A 16,780-nucleotide genomic window follows, 5' to 3' on the forward strand; every position below is an offset into this window, starting at 1 on the left:
CTCCACCGCTGTCGTCGGCGTCCAGCGGGCGGGCGGCCGGCTCCAGCACTCGGGCCTGCGCGGCGTCCAGGTCGCCGACCGCGTCTCCGGCGGGCGCAGCCCGGCGACCCGCCGGAAGGCGAGCCGCTCCGTCAGGCGCGGGGGCGCCCCATCGCGCGGTACGTCCAGCCGGCCGCCCGCCAGGCGGCGGGGTCCAGCGCGTTGCGGCCGTCCAGGATGACGCGGGACGCCACGGCCTCGCCCAGCGCATGCGGGTCCAGCTCGCGGAACTCGCGCCACTCCGTCAGGTGCAGCACCACGTCGGCGCCGCGCACGGCCTCCAGCGCGCTGTCCGCGTAGGCGAGCGTGGGGAAGAGGCGGCGGGCGTTGTCCATGCCCTTGGGGTCGTAGACCGTGACCTGGCCGCCCTGGAGGTGGATCTGGCCGGCGACGTTCAGCGCGGGGGAGTCCCGCACGTCGTCCGAGTCCGGCTTGAACGCCGCGCCGAGCACCGCGACCCGCTTGCCGAGGAACGTCCCGTCCCCGAGGGCCTCACGCGTCATGCCGACCATCTGGCCGCGCCGCCGCATGTTGATGGAGTCGATCTCGCGCAGGAACGTCAGCGCCTGGTCGGCGCCCAGCTCGCCGGCGCGCGCCATGAAGGCCCGGATGTCCTTGGGCAGGCAGCCACCGCCGAAGCCGATGCCGGCCCGCAGGAACTTGTTCCCGATCCGGTCGTCGTAACCGATGGCCTCGGCGAGCCTGACCACGTCGCCCCCCGCGGCCTCGCAGACCTCCGCCATCGCGTTGATGAACGAGATCTTGGTGGCCAGGAACGAGTTGGCGGACGTCTTCACCAGCTCCGCGGTCGGGAAGTCCGTCACGACGAACGGCGAGCCCTCCTCCACCGGTGTGGCGTACACCTCGCGCAGCAGCTTCTCCGCCGCCGCGCTCTCCACGCCGACGACGACCCGGTCGGGGTGCAGCGTGTCCTGGACGGCGAAGCCCTCGCGCAGGAACTCAGGGTTCCAGGCGAGCTCCGCGTCGGCGCCGACCGGCGCCCGGTCGGCGAGGAGCCGGGCGAGCCGCTCCGCGCTGCCGACCGGGACGGTGGACTTGCCGACGACCAGGGTGGGCCGCTTCAGGTGCGGGGCCAGCGAGCCGAAGGCGGCGTCCACGTAACTCATGTCACAGGCGTACTCGCCGTGCTTCTGCGGAGTGTTCACACAGACGAAGTGGACGTCACCGAAGTCGGCGACCTCCTCCCACGAGGTGGTGAAGCGCAGCCGCCCGGTGGAGCCCTCGATCCCCGCGACGTGCCGCAGCAGCAGCTCCTCCAGGCCCGGCTCGTACATCGGGACGCGGCCCGCGGACAGCATCTCGATCTTCTCCGGCACGACATCGAGGCCGAGGACCTCGAAGCCCAGCTCCGCCATGGCCGCCGCATGGGTGGCGCCGAGATATCCGGTGCCGATCACGGTGATCTTGAGGGCCATGCGGTGCTCCATTGACGTATGGGTGGGAGTGCCCGACGAGCATAGTCGGGCCACCGCGCGGGCACCTTGTTCGCTGTCAGCAAGCTCACGTATGCCTGGCACCGCCCCGCCCACTAAAATTTGGGTTACTTAACGGTAGTTAGCAGCAGCTCAGGGGAGTGAGAGATAGTGGCGGGAACGCCTGACTTCGATCTGTACCGCCCGTCCGAAGAGCACGACATGCTCCGGGACACCGTCCGCTCGCTCGCCGAGGCCAAGATCCTTCCGTTCGCCGCCGCGGTGGACGAGGAGGCCCGCTTCCCGCAGGAGGCGCTGGACGCCCTGGTCGCCTCCGACCTGCACGCCGTGCACGTCCCCGAGAACTACGGCGGCGCCGGCGCCGACGCGCTCGCCACCGTGATCGTCATCGAGGAGGTGGCCCGCGTCTGCGCGTCGTCCTCCCTGATCCCGGCCGTGAACAAGCTGGGCTCGCTGCCGGTCATCCTCTCCGGCTCCGAGGAGCTGAAGAAGAAGTACCTGGGCCCGCTCGCCAAGGGCGACGGCATGTTCTCCTACTGCCTCTCCGAGCCGGACGCCGGCTCCGACGCCGCGGGCATGAAGACCAAGGCCGTCCGTGACGGCGACCACTACGTCCTCAACGGCGTGAAGCGCTGGATCACCAACGCCGGCGTCTCCGAGTACTACACGGTCATGGCCGTCACCGACCCGGAGAAGCGCTCCCGGGGCATCTCGGCCTTCGTGGTCGAGAAGGGCGACGAGGGCGTCTCCTTCGGCGCCCCGGAGAAGAAGCTCGGCATCAAGGGCTCCCCGACCCGCGAGGTCTACCTCGACAACGTCCGCATCCCCGCCGACCGCATGATCGGCGAGGAGGGCACGGGCTTCGCGACCGCCATGAAGACCCTGGACCACACCCGCATCACCATCGCGGCCCAGGCGCTCGGCATCGCCCAGGGCGCCCTGGACTACGCCAAGGGGTACGTCAAGGAGCGCAAGCAGTTCGGCAAGCCGATCGCCGACTTCCAGGGCATCCAGTTCATGCTCGCCGACATGGCGATGAAGATCTCCGCCGCCCGCGCGCTCACCTACCAGGCCGCCGCCGCCTCGGAGCGCGGCGACGCCGACCTCACCTACCTGGGCGCCGCGGCGAAGTGCTTCGCCTCCGACATCGCCATGGAGGTCACCACGGACGCCGTCCAGCTCCTCGGCGGCTACGGCTACACCCGTGACTACCCGGTCGAGCGCATGATGCGCGACGCCAAGATCACCCAGATCTACGAGGGCACGAACCAGGTCCAGCGCATCGTCATGGCGCGCAACCTGCCGTAGCGGCGCTTTCGCGGTTCGGCGACCCTTTCGAGTGGTCCGGAAGCGGAGATCGTCTTCCGGACCACTCGTGTCTGTCATCACGGGTCCGTCCCGGGCGTCGTCCCCCGATGGGCCGGTCGTCCAGCCAGACGCGCTGCCCCTGGCCGTCGACCGACAGCGCGAAGCGCTGCCGTTCCGGCTGCCCCATGCCGTGCCGGGTGAGGAACGCGTCCCTCAACGGAGCGTTCTGCGGCATCGCACGCTCTGCGGCACGATCCGGGCGGTGGGCGCCCGTTCCGTTGCTACGTGTACAGCGGCAGGTCGGTGGTCGGAATGGTCCACTCGTGTACGGCGAGGACGTCACCATCGGCAGGGTTGGAGCGGGACACGACTTCGACGGCGGCGATGAGCGAACGCGGATCGAAGGAACCCGGTACGTCCATGTCTGCCTCTGCGATCACCATGACGTCGGGGTGGCGCATGATTCCTTCGGGCTCGTCCTCCACGTCCGGAGTCCCTGTGTGGGCCACCAGTTCGACCGGTATGACGCGCTCCAGACGGCGGCTGACCTGCGCAGTCGTCACCTCATGCGGGCCGACAGGCGCCCTCATGTCGTGCACGATCCCTTCCGTGGGGCATCGCATCGCGGTCAACCGGGTCGCGGGTGTCCGCGACCCGGTCCGACCGGTCACGGTACGAGGTCGATCTCGGCCCACACCGTCTTACGGGGCACCGGTCCCGGGGTGACACCCCAGCGGTCCGCCAGCGCTTCGACGACCAGCAGACCGCGCCCGGATTCCGAATCGGCGGCAGGGGCGGTGAGATCCCCGGGGCCGGGCGGCAGGCAGTCGCCGCGCGTGTCGGTCACCTCGATCCGCAGGCGCCTGCCTCCGTCCTCGACGGCGAGATCCAGTCGGAAGTTCCTGCCTCGCACGCGGCCGTGCACACCGGCATTGGCGGCCAGTTCGGCGACGACCTGCGCGGCCCGCTCGAAGGGGAGGCCCCAGGAGGCCAGATGGGCCGTGGTGAGTGCGCGGGCCAGCCGTACCCCTTGTCGCGTGGGGGAGAGCAGCAGGCTGAACTCCCGGGCAGGAGTGGAGGTTTCGGTTCGGGTGATTTCCGGATTCACGTGACTCAGCGTGGCCGGGCGCTGCTTACGCTGAACAGAGCGGCGCGTGTACGGACAGTGACTGTCCAGGTCGGACGTGGCCTTGTCCATCGGGTACGGCGCCGAGCGTGCACATCACGATCAAGGGCGGAGGCGTGGCACATGACGGAGGGTTCCGACGAGCCGGACCGGGACGTGGACCTGGAGGACGACTCGGGAGCGGTGATCGCCGCCGTCGGCCGGCAGGTCCGGCTCTGGCGCGAGGCCGCCGGGATGCGCGCGGCGGAGCTGGGCGCGGCCATCGGGTACGGCGAGAACCAGGTCTACAAGGTCGAGACAGGCAAGCGCATCCCGAAGCCCGAGTTCCTGGACAAGGCGGACGAGGCCCTGGGCGCGGGCGGCAAGCTCGCGGCGATGAAGCAGGACGTGGCGGAGGCCAGGTACCCGAAGAAGGTCCGGGACCTGGCGAAGCTGGAGGCGGATGCGGTCGAGCTGGGTGCGTACGCCAACGGCGTGGTGCACGGTCTGCTCCAGACCGAGGAGTACGCGCGCGTGCTGTACGGGGGGCGGCGGCCCGCCTTTTCCGAGGATCAGGTGGAGCGTTTCGTGGCCGCGCGAATGGCCCGGCAGTCGATCTTCGGCCGGCAGCCGGCACCGCTCCTGACGTTCGTCCAGGAAGAGGCGACACTGAGGCGGCCCACCGGGGGCAGAATGGTGCTGCGCCGCCAACTCGAACATCTGCTGGAAATCAGCGCGTTGCGGCACGTCGAGATCCAGGTCATGCCGACCGAGACTGAAGAGCACGCGGGCCTCGACGGATCGCACAGGGTGCTCAAGCTGAGCGACGGTACAGCTGTGGGCTATAACGAAGTTCAGCTCACCAGCCGCCTGATCAGCGACCCCAAGGAGGTCCAAATCCTTGAAATGCGGTACGGGTTGATCAGGGCTCAGGCGCTCACGCCTCGACTGTCGCGCGCCTTCATCGAGAAACTGCTGGGAGAGACATGAGTGCCAATCCCTCGGCCGGAGCTCCCTCCGGGCTGACCTGGGTCAAGAGCAGCTACAGCGGGGCCGACGGCCCGGACTGCGTCGAGGTCGCGACCGCGACCGACCTCGTCCACGTCCGCGACTCCAAGAAGGTGCCGGGTCCGCAGCTCGGGTTCACGCCCGCCGCGTGGGCCGACTTCGTGACGTACGCGTCCACGTGCGCGTCCATAGGCCGCTCCTGATCACCGCGTGACGAAAAGGGGCCCGCACCACCGTCGGGCGGTGCGGGCCCCTTTTCGGTTACGGCTCCGTCGGCCAGAGCACCGCTTGGGCCACGATGACGCGCTCGCCGTCGAACGTCACCGCCGGGCCCTCGTGCAGCCGGTAGCCCAGCGCCAGAGCCTCGCTCACGCGGTGGCAGAACGACGCGTCGTCCGGGCCGGTCAGGACCCGGTAGGCGGGGAGCCCGTCCGGGGGGCCGGACGGGTGCGGTGTCCGTTCGGCGCTCACTTCTCGGTGACCGTGACCTTCTCGTCGTTCTGGATCTGCTTCACCAGCTGCTGCACCTTCGCCTTGTCCCAGACCAGGTTGCCGCCGCGGCTGCCGTTGATCGGAATGTTCATCGAGGTGCCGTCGCCGCCGCTGATGCCCTTCATCGCGAAGAACATCTCGCCCAGGTCGAACAGCGACATGTCCTCGTCCACGATCAGCGTGTCCAGGCCCGCGCCCATCGTCGGGTAGAGCTTGAAGGGGTTCAGGATCGTGCCCGGCGTCGCCGCCTGGCTCGCCAGCGCGGACAGGAACTTCTGCTGGTTCTTGGTCCGGGCCAGGTCCGACTCGGCGAACGCGTACCGCGTCCGGACGAAGGCCAGGGCCTGCTCGCCGTCGAGGGTCTGCTTGCCGGCCTGGAAGTCGGCGCCGGACTTCTTGTCCTTGAAGCCCTTCTCGATGTTCATCTCGACACCGCCGAGCGCGTCCACGATGTTCGCGAACCCGGCGAAGCCGATCTCCGCGTAGTGGTCGATGCGCAGCCCGGTGTTGTGCTCGACGGTGCGGACCAGTAGCTCGGGGCCGTCCTCCGCGTACGCCGCGTTCAGCTTCACCCGGCGGCCCTGCGCCGGGAACGTCTTGCCGGACTCCGAGCCCACGAACTTGGGGATCTCCACGTCCGAGTCGCGCGGCAGCGAGATCATCGTGTTCCCGCTGGAGCACGCCGCGAGGATCATCATCGAGTCGGTGCGCTTGCCCTCGGCGGAGCCGGTGTGCAGCTTCTTCTTCTCCTCGGCCGTCATGCCCTCACGGCTGTCGGAGCCGACGATCAGATACGTCGTGCAGTCGCCCTCCTGCGGCCGGTCGATGACCTTGGAGAGGTCCACCTCGCGGCGCATCTTGCCGTCGGCCCAGAAGTAGGTGCCGATGGTGGTGCCGAGAACGGCCACCAGGACGACGATCGAACCGATCTTTATCCGACGGCGCCAGTCGGGCGCCGGCCGCGCGCCGGGAGCGGCGTATCCGTCACCGGGGAGGCCGCCCCCACGGCCGCCGCCGCCACCGCCGTAGACCTGACCCGTGTTGTAGCCGCTGTCGTAGCCGGGTGCCTGGCCGTAGTCCTCGTACCCCTGAGACTGCTGCTGGGGGACCGGCGGGCGCTGCGGCGCGGCGGGACGCTGCACATGGCGCATCACCCGCGCACCGTCGGGCTGGGCGTCACGGCTGCCGCGGCCGTGACGCGCGTTCCGGTCGTCGGACCATCCTTCAGGCCAGTCATTCATGCGGACCAGTGTGCAGGCCACCCCCGGTCGCCTTACAGGGCGGGTGGGATTTCGGGGCGGGCCTGTAGCCAACCTGATGCAATGCGGGCCGTGACGGACTCGGGCATAGGGTGGAGGGCATGACAGATCAGGCCCGCCCCGAGGGCAGCACGCTGGAGGGAAAGCCGACAGCGGCGTCCCGTACGACCCTCAGCCACATCATGACCGGCAACGACACCAACCTCCTCGGTACGGTGCACGGCGGCGTGATCATGAAGTTGGTGGACGACGCGGCCGGAGCCGTCGCGGGCCGTCACTCCGGCGGGCCCGCCGTCACCGCCTCCATGGACGAGATGGTCTTCCTGGAGCCCGTCAGGGTCGGTGACCTGGTCCATGTGAAGGCGCAGGTCAACTGGACCGGACGGTCCTCCATGGAGGTCGGGGTCCGGGTGCTCGCCGAGCGCTGGAACGAGTCGACGCCGCCCACCCAGGTCGGCTCCGCCTACCTCGTGTTCGCCGCCGTCGACGCGGACGGCAAGCCCCGGCAGGTGCCGCCGGTGATACCGGAGACCGAGCGGGACAAGCGCCGCTACCAGGAGGCGCAGATCCGGCGCACGCACCGGCTGGCCCGCCGCCGTGCGATCAAGGAACTGCGCGACAAGCGCGCGGCCGAGGGGATCGACGACTGACGGACCCGACGGCGAGCCCGGCCCGCGTGGCCGGGCTCACGCGTGTTCAAGGACACACCACCTGGTCGCCGGTGAGCGTGCCGAATTCGCCCTGGAAGGCATTCGCGGCACGCACCGGCACCACCCCGGTGTAATCCGTACCGGCCGTCACCTTCAGGGTCGCGCCCTGCCCCGTCACCGTCCGCAGCTCGGACCCCGGCAGCGCCGTGGCCAGCGACGTCGCCGAGCGGTCCCAGCGCGGGTCGAACCAGACGATCGTCCGGGCGACGTCCCGCCGGTCCCAGTTGACCGGGGTCCTCGTCGTGTTGAAACCGGTCGCCCGCAGGGCCGCGTCCACCCGGGCGCCCAGACCGCGCACCCGCGTGCCGTTGTAGACCTGCACCCGGATCTGCTGCGGCGAGACGGGCACCCGCTTCGTGCGGGAGACGCTCTGGGGCAGCTGACCCGTCAGCGGCTTGTCGTCCCGCAGCGCCTGGAACAGCTTCTTCGCCTTCACCGAGTCCCACTTCACCGTCGAGCCGATGCCCTTCACGGGGAAGGACGGGTTCTTGATCGGTACGGAGGTGAACTCCGACGACGCCGCCGAGAAGCCCCGCATCGCCTTCGCCAGGGCGAGAATCTCCTCCGCCCCGAACCCCGCGTCCGCCCGGACGGAACTCAGCACCGAGGCGCTGACCCTCTGGAACGTCGCCGGGTTCAGCAGCGTGCGCTGCTCGGTCGCCCGGTCGATGAGCGCCGCCACGAAACGCTGCTGGCGCTGCATCCGGCCCAGGTCGGACGCCCCGTCGATGTGGCGGGAGCGCACGTACCGCAGAGCCTGGCCGCCGTCCATGAAGTGGGTGCCGGCCGACAGGTGCAGCCCGGTGTAAGGGTCCTTCATCGGCTTCGTGGTGCAGATCCGCACGCCGCCGACGGCGTCGACGGTCCGCATGAAGCTGGTGAAGTCGACCTCCAGATAGTGATCGACCTTCACCCCGGTCATGTGCTCCACGGTCCGCACCGTCAGGCCGGGCCCGCCCTCGGCGTACGCCGCGTTCAGCTTCACGGGATGCTTGGCGTGGCGCCTGCCGGTGGTGGCGTCGGTGTGCTCGGGGATCTCGGCGTACGAATCCCGGGGCAGTGACACCATGCTCGCCCGGCTGCGGTCGGCGGAGACGTGCACCAGCATGATCGTGTCGGTGCAGCGGCACGGGGCACCGCCCAGCCGGTACTTCACCTTCTCGGCCGGCGTGATCTTGTCCCGGCCGTCCGTGCCCACGACCAGGATGTTCGTGCCGTGGCCGCCCTCCGGGCGGTTCTTCATGTCCCGGAACGGGTCGACCCGGCCGATGCCCGTGTCGAGACTCGTCACGACCGCGTGTCCGATCCCGCCGGCCCCCAGTACCAGCACCGAGAGCGCCGTCGCCACGCGCGTGCCCCACCTCGGCCGCTCCCGCCGCCCTCCCCCCTGCCGCGGCCGCTGCGGTCGCGGCACCGGTGGCCGCTGCCCCTGTGGTCGCTCCGGCCACTCCTGCCGCGCGGCCCGCTCCGGCGCCCGTCTCGGCTGCCCGTGGGCGGGCGGCCGGGGTCGGACGGGGCGGCGGGGCGGCGTGGGCACGAAAGGACACCTCCGCGGGCGAAAGAGGGAATCATGAGCACAGTAGGCCCATACGATCAGCGGCCGAGCCCGGCGCCCCGGGCGGCGCGCACCCGTGTCCCCCATTCGCGGTAACGTGGCCACGATGAACGCCACGCCCCCCGTCTCCGTGATCATGCCGGTCCTCAACGAGGAGCGGCACCTGCGCAACTCGGTCCGTCACATCCTGGAGCAGGAGTACGACGGCGAGATGGAGGTGGTGATCGCGCTCGGCCCGTCCACGGACCGCACCGACGAGATCGCCGCCGAGCTGGTGCGCGAGGACCCCCGGGTCCACACCGTGCCGAACCCCACGGGCCGCACACCCGCGGCGCTGAACGCCGCGATCAAGGCGTCCCGTCACCCGATCGTGGTGCGGGTCGACGGGCACGGGATGCTCTCGCCGAACTACATCGCGACAGCCGTCCGCCTCCTGGAGGAGACCGGCGCGCAGAACGTCGGCGGCATCATGCACGCCGAGGGTGAGAACGCCTGGGAGGACGCGGTCGCCGCCGCGATGACCTCGAAGATCGGCGTCGGCAACGCCGCGTTCCACACGGGCGGTGAAGCCGGCCCGGCGGAGACCGTGTACCTCGGCGTCTTCCGCCGTGAGGCACTGGAGCGACAGGGCGGGTACAACGAGGAGTTCATCCGCGCCCAGGACTGGGAGCTGAACTTCCGCATCCGCGAGGCCGGTGGTCTGATCTGGTTCTCGCCCGAACTGCGGGTCCAGTACCGGCCCCGGCCGAGCGTGCGCGCGCTGGCGAAGCAGTACAAGGACTACGGCCGGTGGCGCCATGTCGTCGCCCGCTACCACCAGGGCTCCATCAACCTGCGCTACCTCGCGCCGCCGACGGCCGTCTGCGCCATCGCCGCGGGCATCGTGGTGGGTGCCGCCGTCTCCCCGGTCGGCTATGTGATCCCGGCCGGCTACCTGGCCGCGATCACCGCCGGTTCGGTCCCGGCGGGCAAGGGCCTGTCGCTCAAGGCGCGCCTCCAGATCCCCGTGGCGCTGGCGACGATGCACATGTCGTGGGGGTACGGCTTCCTGACGAGCCCGCGCTCGCTGGCGAAGAAGGTCATCGCGAGCCGCCGCCCGGCGGTCACGGCGCCGACCGCCTGAGCTCCGCCACAAGCCGAAGGGGCCCGGCCGCTCGCACAGCGGCCGGGCCCCTTGGACGTGAGCGGCGGAACTACTCCTTGCCGGACCAGCGGTACGGCCCGTAGACGTCCATGCAGTCCTCCTCGTCCGCACTCACCGCCTCGGTCTCCTCCTTGTTCACCTTCGGCGGGGTCACGGCGCTCTTCGGGTAGGTGTCCCCGGTCCGCCAGTCGGCGCCCGCCACGACGGTGACGCCCGAGACGGCCGTCGACTTCTTGACCGAACCGGCCGGAATCCCGAGGGCCTTGGCGACGGCCTGCGCGTCACCCTCCAGCCCCGCGCTCGGGAAGTACACGACGGTCTTCGCCTGCGGATTGGTCTTCGCATCCGCCACGGCCTTCGTGTACCCCTTGGCGCCCAGCACCCCGGCGATCTCCGTGGCACGTCCCTTCGCCGAACCCAGCTCCGGGGTGTACGTGCCGTTCTGGACCCTCACGGCGGTCTCGGCCGGCGCCGCCGCCGCGTCCTTCGGCTTGGGCTTCTCCTTCGGCTTCGACGTCGGGCCCTTGCCGTCGACCGGCACGTCGTCGCGCAGCATGCTCCACAGCTCGTCGGCCTTGCCCGGCGCCGGCAGGACGTGGTTGGCGTCCTCGAAGTCCGGGATGCGCGGCATCGTGAGCATCGTGATCCGGTCCAGCGGTACGTCCTTGAGCGCCATGCCCAGGTCGAAGAGCTTCTTGACCGTGCCGATCTCCTCCGAGACCTCCAGCGACTTGGTCGCGGTCTCGGCGAGGTCCATCACCTTCCCGGTGTCGGTGAACGCGTTCTGCTGCTTCAGATTGCGGATCACCGAGTTCATGTACATGTGCTGGGCCTTGGCGCGGCCGAAGTCACTCTCGAAGGCGTGCCGGGTGCGCAGCCACTGCAGCGCCGTCTCGCCCGAGATGGTCTGCTTGCCGGCCTTGGCCAGCTTCAGGCCCGAGCCACCCTTGACCGCCGCCGTCGGCCGGTCCCACACCGGATGCTTCACACAGACCTCGGCGCCACCGATCGCGTCGGACATCGCCACCACACCCGCGAAGTCGACCATCAGCCAGTGGTCGATGTAGACGCCGGTGAGGTTCTCCCAGGTGGCCAGGGTGCAGCCGGGGCCGCCGCGGCCCAGCGTCTCGTTGATGAGCGTGTTGGTCCGGGCGTACGTCTTCTTCGTTTTCGGATCCACGCACGCCGGGATGTCGACCCGGGTGTCACGGGGGATCGAGACGACCGAGGCGTTCTTGCGGTCGGCCGAGACGTGCAGCAGCATCTGCACATCGGCGAGCGGCGGGGCGTCCTTCTTGTCCCGGGCACCGCCGAGGTCCTGGTTGGCCTCGGAGGCACGGCTGTCGGAGCCGATCAGGAGGACGTTCAGCGGCGTCTGGCCCGCGGCGTTGGGCGCGGTCTTCTCCGCCCCGGTGTCGCTGGCGCTGCGCTCGCCCTTGCGGATGTTGTTGTTCAGGTGCTGGTAGTAGAGGTATCCGGCGCCGGCCGTGCCGAGTATCAGCAGCGACAGAACCGAAGCGACCCAGCGCAATACCTTCCGTTTACCGGATTTACCACCTTTGCCCGGCTGTCCGCCTCTGGATCGGCGGCGTGCACCGCCGCGGCGGTGACCACCACCACCCGCGCCGGAGTCGGAGTCGGACTCCGACCCGGATCCAGTACCGGATCCAGGCCGTTCCACCGTGGCCGCGCCCGTGCCGCCACCCGGGAGATTCTCGTCCCAGCCCGCTTCACGGGCATGCGGAACCCGCTCCCGAGTCCCCTCCCCACGCACGCTGCTCTGTCCCACCCCTGGTTCCCCCTGTCATTCAGGCCTGCGTCACTTCGCGCAGACCTTCTTGTCGGCCTCTACCTTCTGCACACCCTCCGGCGCCTTCGCCGGACCGGTGATGGGCACCCCCGCGCCCTTGAAGTCTCCGCCGAGGACCAGCGTCATCGCCTGCAGCCCCTCGGCGTCCTTCGTCCCCTGCTTCAGCGCCGTCGCGGGCAGCCCCATCATGTCCGCGAGCTTGCGCGCCTGGTCGGCCTGGTTGGGCGCGAACTCCAGCGTCGTCTTGGCGAGTTGCTGCGGGGCGTTGCTCTTGTTCGTGGACCTGAAGACGCCCATCTCGTTCTGCAGCCAGGTGAGCGTCGACTGCGCCGCGCCCGTCTTGCCGCTGCCGTTGTAGACGTCGACGCGCACCTCGGAGGCGTCCGCCCTGGGGCCCTTGAGCAGCGCCGCCTGGGCGGTCTTCGCGTCCTTCTCCTTCTTCTTCACCTCGGTGAGCGAGATGTCGTTCTGCATCATCGAGAAGAGGGGGTTCGCCTTCGCCTCGTTCACGACGACGGTCGCCTTCACCCTCTCCGCCGGGTTGTCGATCACCGGGAGCGTCGTGAAGGTGATGTTCTTCGGGTTCACCTTCGCCAGCTCCGCGCCGAGGTCCTGGAGCTTCTTGATGCTTCCTATCCCCGTGTCGACGGTGAGCGCCTTGGTCGCGGCCTCCGCCAGGTCCAGCATCTTGCTCGGGCTGGTCAGCGTCTCGCTCGACTTCATCTTCCGGATCATCGAGCTCAGGAACTGCTGCTGCGTCTGGATCCGGTCGAGGTCGCTCTCGTTGCCGAAACTGTGCCGTGTACGGACGAACGCGAGGGCGTCCTCGCCCTGCAGGACGTGCGTGCCCTTGGTCAGCTTCAGGTGGGAGTCGGGGTCGTTGACGTCCTTGTCGACACAGACCTCCACCCCGCCGATCGCCGTGGTCAGCGTCTTCACCGCGTTGAAGTCGGCCATCATGAAGTGGTCGACGGTCAGCCCGGTGATCTCCTTGACCGTGCGCATGGTGCAGCCCGGGTCGCGCTCGGACTGCCCGAGGCTGGTGTTGAAGCGGACGTTCCGCTGGCCCGGGATCACCTTCGTGCCCTCTGCGGTCTTCGTCTCGCAGTCCGGAATGTCCGTCATCAGGTCGCGCGGGATGGACAGCGCGGTGGCGTTCGTCCGGTCCTTGGAGACATGGAAGAGGATCGTCGTGTCGGCGTGGCCGGGGCTGTTCTTGTCGCCGTAGCCCTCGTTGCCGTCGCCGGTCCGCTTGTCCGTACCGATGACCAGGATGTTGATGGCCTGGTCCTTCTTGAAGCCGCCACTGCCCGCACCCGCGATGTCCACGGTGTTCAGGTTGTTGTTGAGGTGCTCGTAATAGGCGTACGCGCCCACCGCCGTCGCCACGACCACGAAGGCCGTCACGCCGCCGGTCCACACCAGCACCTTCTTCTTGCGGGACTTCTGCGGCTTGCGCTTGCGGCGCCCGGCCGCCGGCGGCGTGCCCCCGCCGCCCGGACCCCCCGGGCCACCCGGACCGTCCGCACGGCGCCGGCGCTGGCCCGGCACCTCCGCGGTTCTGCGGCGGGCGGAAGGGGACGCCTGTGCCGGCGTTCTGGAGGCGGTGGTGGCGCGGCGGCCGGTACCGGGCGACGTCGACTGCCCAGCGGATTGGTCCAGTCGCAATTCGTAATTACCAGTCTGCGGGTTGAGTACCCACTGGTCGGCGGGGTCGATGTCGTCCGCCCGTCCACGGCTGTGCGCGTCCACGGTTGTTTGAGTCCTCCGTCGGTGCCACGCGAGGCGCCTCCCCCGGCAGGCGCTCGGTCTTTCGATCCTTGAGTGCGCGACCTCGCGGTCGGAGCACCGGATCGCGTCACACTATCCGCCCAGTTCAGCGTGGGGCGACGTCCGTGACAAATTCCACGCCCCTTACAACCGGGCATTCCACCCAATCTTCATGGACTGCCCGCTCTCTGCTCCGCCATCGCTTTACCCGCACCTGCCCGAGGCCGCATTGGTGCCGGTGAATGTCGGTGTCGCCCCGTCCGGCTTCTGGCGGATCGACCCATCGTTCGACTTGTTTCGTTTGTCCGGTACGACGATGACCGGGGCGTCGTCGCGCAGCCGTTTGAACAGGCTGCTCGCCATCGGCTGAACGAGCTCGTCGCGGTTCGGATTCCCGCTGTACGGCCGGCGCGGAACGGTCAGGAACTGCACCCGCTCCGTCGGCACGCTCCGCATCGCCCTGGCCAGGTCGTACAGGTCCTTGAGCGAGTCGAGCCCCGGATCGGTCGTGAGGGACTTCGTCGCCGCGTCGAGCACCGGATACAGCCGGGTCGGATTCAGCAGAACGCCATTGCTCTGCACCTTCTCCACCAGCGCCGCGAGGAACTGCTGCTGGCGGTCCATGCGTTCGGTGTCGCTGCCGTTTCCCAGCGATTTCCGCGCCCGTACGTAGCCGAGGGCCTGCTCACCGCGGAGCGTCTGCGCACCGGCCTTCAGTCTGATGTGCGCGTCCGGGTCGTCGATCGGTTCCCGCACACACACGCGCACACCCCCGACGGCGTCCACCATGTCCTTGAAACCCCGGAAATCGATCACGATGTGGTGGTCGACCCGGATGCCGGTCAGCTTCTCGACGGTACGAATCGTGCACGCCGTACCCCCGAATCCGAACGCCCAATTGAATTGGGCGAATTGCGGTCTCGTGCGTGTTCCGTTGGCCTTGCGGCAGCTCGGGATGTCGACCATCAGATCGCGCGGCACCGACACGGCGGTCGCGCCGCGCCCGTTCGCCGCGAGGTGCAGCAGGATCGTCGTGTCGGAACGCTGCGGGCCCTTGTTCCGGCCGTACTCGCCGTTGCCCTTCCCGGCCCGGGTGTCGGAACCGATCAGCAGGATGTTCCGCGCACCCTGCGCGACGGACCTGGGCCGCTCCTTCTCGTACCGCTCCAGCTCGGCGGCGGCCGTCGTGTCGGTGGTGATGTTGTCGTCGAGCTTCTGGTAGAGCCACCACCCGGCACCGGCGGCGCCCAGCACGATGACGGAGGTGGCGAAGGCGACCCGGCGCAGCCAGTGCCGCGACCGCCGGTCGCCACCGGGATCGCCCGCGGCGCCGGTGATGTCCCCGCCGCCTGCGCCCCCGCCGTGGCCGCCCCCGTTCAGGGGGCCTCCGCCGTGCCCGGCCCCGCTCCGCGGGGGCCGCGCACCGTCGTCGCCCCGGCGGTCCGCGCCGGGCCCACCCGAACCGGGGTGAGCCGCGTCGGCCCGCGGCCCCGGGTCCCGGGCGACCACGGTGCGGTCCCCGGGCTCCGCGCCGGAGGCGGCGCGCCGGGCGGCCGCGGTGGTGTCGTTCCGCTGCGCGGACGCACTGCCGGACGCGTTCCCACCGGGCTGCCCCGTCCCGGCGGCGCCGCGGGCGGCCGCCTCTACGGCGGGCCCCTCCGTGGCCCGGGCGCCGCGCCCGGGCTGCCCCGGCTCGGCCGCGCCGCGTGCGGCCGCGTCCTCGTCCGGGGGCTTCGTGGTGGGTGTGCGGGGGCCGGGCTTGGCTTTTTCGGCGTTCGTCGGGGTGGGCGGTGCGCCCGGGGTGGGTGCGGGGCTGTCGTGCCGCCTCGCGGTGGGTGTGTCGGGGGCGGCACCGGCTTCGTGTCCGGCGGGCCGGGCGGGTTCGGCTTCGCGTGGCTGCCCGGCGGCTCGTGCGGCGCGGGTGTCCGCGCGCTTCGGCCCGGGCGTTGCCGGCCCGCCCGCTCGCGCCGCGGTGGGCCCGTTGCCCCGGCCGGGCGCGGGTGCGCCCTTGGCCGGGGGCTTCTTCTGGCGGCCGGTCAGGTCCGGGGCAGGCGTGGCGGACGGACCGGACGGGGAGTCCGGGGCGTCGGGCGTGCCAGCGCTGTCCGTCACGTACGAGTCCGTCCTTCATGGGCCCGGGGCAGTCGATCGCAGGGATAGACGGCGGAACCAGGCGCTTGGTTGTTCGAACGGTGATGGTCCTTAACGCCGATCATCCATCGGCGCCGAGCCCGAGTCCCGGGGGACCGGGCGCTCCGTCCGCCGGACGGGTGGACTTCAGCGCCCGGTGCCCACGGAGCGGGTGATGCGCTCGCTCTCGATCCGCTTCTCCAGCGCCTCCGGCGCCAGCTGGTCCCGGTTCCGGCACAGCACCACCGACGCGCCCGCCGCGAGCGGCGCGTACAGCCCCGCCGACAGTCCCTCCCAGGTGTCGTACGGCAGCGCCGACAGCAGCCGCGCCCCGGGCCGCAGGTCCAGGCGCTCCGCGTCCGCGCGGGCCCGCTCCACCAGCGCGGCGGCGGTCAGCTCCGTGCCGGCCACCACCAGCGCCGGGGCGTCCGGGTCCACCGGAACGTACGGGGCGAAGCGGTCACCCTGCGTCGGTACCTCGACGGCGTAGTCGTCGTAACCCTCCGGCGGCGTGCCGAAGCGCCTCCCCAGCGGGGCCAGCGAGAGCGCCAGCCGACTGCCGCCGCAGGCGCGCCCGTCGTCGAGCCGGTCGGGGCCGGCGACGACGTGGTCGGCGTCCGCCGGGTCGCCCCCGACCTCGGCCACGACACCCACCGAGGAGCAGGCGAGCAGCCAGACCGCCGTCTGCCAGTGGGCGGGCAGCAGCAGCGCGAGCCGCTCGCCGGGCTCGGCGGAGACCCCGTCCTGGAGGAGGTTCGACGTCTTGGCCACCCAATTGGCGAAGGTGGCCACCGACAATTCGACGCGCTCACCGGTGGCGTCGTCGTAGTACGTGATCAAAGGGCGGGCCGGGTCCGCGGCGAGCGCGGATCGCAGCAGGTCGGCGGGGGTGCGATCGCTGGCATTCACCCGCGCAAGAGTACGCGCGGCGGCGGCTCCCACGGGGCCGTACCGGTGACGGTGTCCACCGGACGGACCGATGCCCCGTCAGATTCC

At 70.5% G+C, this 16,780-nt stretch carries 15 protein-coding genes; 5 read left to right on the forward strand and 10 right to left on the reverse strand.

Translation table 11 applies throughout. From position 1 onward, the window contains the following. Window positions 1-131 precede the first annotated feature (131 nt). Entirely contained in the window at window positions 132-1,475 is a 1,344-nt protein-coding gene (locus ACY34K_RS27895; RefSeq protein WP_462751926.1) for a UDP-glucose dehydrogenase family protein, read from the reverse strand. 168 nt (window positions 1,476-1,643) lie between these two features. On the opposite strand from ACY34K_RS27895, the gene ACY34K_RS27900 reads away from it, so the two are divergent. Further along, window positions 1,644-2,801 carry an acyl-CoA dehydrogenase gene (locus ACY34K_RS27900; RefSeq protein WP_462751928.1) on the forward strand — a complete coding sequence of 386 codons (1,158 nt, stop codon included), beginning with the start codon at window positions 1,644-1,646 and terminating at the stop codon, window positions 2,799-2,801. Between the two features lie 281 nt (window positions 2,802-3,082). Here the strand turns inward: ACY34K_RS27900 and ACY34K_RS27905 are convergent, their stop codons facing one another. Both ACY34K_RS27905 and ACY34K_RS27910 read right to left on the reverse strand, forming a co-directional pair. Continuing rightward, window positions 3,083-3,391: a hypothetical protein gene (locus tag ACY34K_RS27905; RefSeq protein WP_462751930.1), complete on the reverse strand. Its 309-nt coding sequence runs from the start codon at window positions 3,389-3,391 to the stop codon at window positions 3,083-3,085. A 77-nt stretch (window positions 3,392-3,468) separates the two neighbouring features. Then, window positions 3,469-3,909: an ATP-binding protein gene (locus ACY34K_RS27910; RefSeq protein WP_462751932.1), complete on the reverse strand. Its 441-nt coding sequence runs from the start codon at window positions 3,907-3,909 to the stop codon at window positions 3,469-3,471. Window positions 3,910-4,050: 141 nt separating this feature from the next. Here ACY34K_RS27910 and ACY34K_RS27915 point away from each other — a divergent pair, with 141 nt between their 5' ends. Continuing rightward, entirely contained in the window at window positions 4,051-4,896 is an 846-nt protein-coding gene (locus tag ACY34K_RS27915; protein WP_462751933.1) for a helix-turn-helix domain-containing protein, read from the forward strand. Beyond that, window positions 4,893-5,117 carry a DUF397 domain-containing protein gene (locus ACY34K_RS27920; RefSeq protein WP_462751935.1) on the forward strand — a complete coding sequence of 75 codons (225 nt, stop codon included), beginning with the start codon at window positions 4,893-4,895 and terminating at the stop codon, window positions 5,115-5,117. The genes ACY34K_RS27915 and ACY34K_RS27920 overlap by 4 nt, the downstream gene beginning before the upstream one ends. Window positions 5,118-5,175: 58 nt before the next feature. Here ACY34K_RS27920 and ACY34K_RS27925 read toward each other — a convergent pair whose 3' ends face one another. Both ACY34K_RS27925 and ACY34K_RS27930 read right to left on the reverse strand, forming a co-directional pair. Beyond that, a complete protein-coding gene (locus tag ACY34K_RS27925; protein ID WP_462751936.1) occupies window positions 5,176-5,385 on the reverse strand; it encodes a DUF1737 domain-containing protein in 210 nt (69 codons plus the stop codon). After that, window positions 5,382-6,647: an LCP family protein gene (locus ACY34K_RS27930; RefSeq protein WP_462751937.1), complete on the reverse strand. Its 1,266-nt coding sequence runs from the start codon at window positions 6,645-6,647 to the stop codon at window positions 5,382-5,384. Before ACY34K_RS27930 ends, ACY34K_RS27925 begins: the two co-directional genes overlap by 4 nt. Before the next feature lie 119 nt (window positions 6,648-6,766). On the opposite strand from ACY34K_RS27930, the gene ACY34K_RS27935 reads away from it, so the two are divergent. Then, window positions 6,767-7,315: an acyl-CoA thioesterase gene (locus tag ACY34K_RS27935; protein ID WP_462751938.1), complete on the forward strand. Its 549-nt coding sequence runs from the start codon at window positions 6,767-6,769 to the stop codon at window positions 7,313-7,315. Window positions 7,316-7,361: 46 nt separating this feature from the next. Here the strand turns inward: ACY34K_RS27935 and ACY34K_RS27940 are convergent, their stop codons facing one another. Beyond that, window positions 7,362-8,912, reverse strand: a complete 1,551-nt coding sequence (locus ACY34K_RS27940) for an LCP family protein (protein WP_462751939.1) — start codon at window positions 8,910-8,912, stop codon at window positions 7,362-7,364. A gap of 124 nt (window positions 8,913-9,036) precedes the next feature. Between ACY34K_RS27940 and ACY34K_RS27945 the strand changes: the two genes are divergently transcribed. Next, a complete protein-coding gene (locus ACY34K_RS27945) occupies window positions 9,037-10,053 on the forward strand; it encodes a glycosyltransferase family 2 protein (protein WP_462751940.1) in 1,017 nt (338 codons plus the stop codon). A 70-nt stretch (window positions 10,054-10,123) separates the two neighbouring features. On the opposite strand, the gene ACY34K_RS27950 is transcribed toward ACY34K_RS27945, so the two are convergent. From ACY34K_RS27950 to ACY34K_RS27965, 4 genes are all read right to left on the reverse strand, one after another. Continuing rightward, a complete protein-coding gene (locus ACY34K_RS27950; protein WP_462751942.1) occupies window positions 10,124-11,863 on the reverse strand; it encodes an LCP family protein in 1,740 nt (579 codons plus the stop codon). A 30-nt stretch (window positions 11,864-11,893) separates the two neighbouring features. Then, window positions 11,894-13,636 carry an LCP family protein gene (locus ACY34K_RS27955; RefSeq protein ID WP_462751943.1) on the reverse strand — a complete coding sequence of 581 codons (1,743 nt, stop codon included), beginning with the start codon at window positions 13,634-13,636 and terminating at the stop codon, window positions 11,894-11,896. A gap of 222 nt (window positions 13,637-13,858) precedes the next feature. Then, a complete protein-coding gene (locus ACY34K_RS27960) occupies window positions 13,859-15,766 on the reverse strand; it encodes an LCP family protein (RefSeq protein ID WP_462751945.1) in 1,908 nt (635 codons plus the stop codon). Window positions 15,767-15,931: 165 nt separating this feature from the next. Further along, window positions 15,932-16,693, reverse strand: coding sequence for a TIGR03089 family protein (locus tag ACY34K_RS27965; protein ID WP_462751947.1), 762 nt, complete (start codon window positions 16,691-16,693; stop codon window positions 15,932-15,934). Between the last annotated feature and the right edge of the window lie 87 nt (window positions 16,694-16,780).

It is taken from the genome of Streptomyces sp. STAM6, assembly GCF_054963715.1.